The organism is Leclercia sp. LTM14, from assembly GCF_023736175.1.
GTDB classification, from domain to species: domain Bacteria; phylum Pseudomonadota; class Gammaproteobacteria; order Enterobacterales; family Enterobacteriaceae; genus Enterobacter; species Enterobacter barmai.
The window spans coordinates 1-290 of sequence record NZ_JAIKTT010000039.1; the positions used below are offsets into that span (position 1 = coordinate 1).

Below are 290 nucleotides of genomic sequence, written 5' to 3' on the forward strand. Positions count from 1 at the left end.
AGTGCTCACACAGATTGTCTGATGAAAAGTAACGAGCAAGACGGCTGCGAAGTCGTGACACATCGTGTCCCCTTCGTCTAGCGGTTAGGACTCCGCCCTTTCACGGCGGCAACAGGGGTTCGAATCCCCTAGGGGACGCCACTTGCTGGGTGTGAGTGAAAGGCACAACCAATCAGTATCTCAAAACTGACTCTCTGAGTTATGTTTGAGATATTTGCTCTTTAAAAATCTGGATCAAGCTGAAAATTGAAACGACACACTGTGTCTGTTCTCCGTAACAGGAACAGATG

1 tRNA gene is annotated in these 290 nt (G+C 48.3%); it reads left to right on the forward strand.

Annotated elements, in window-relative coordinates:
- The first annotated feature begins 66 nt into the window (after positions 1 to 66).
- Positions 67 to 141: transfer RNA gene (locus K5I40_RS23820), tRNA-Glu, on the forward strand.
- Positions 142 to 290: the final 149 nt, after the last annotated feature.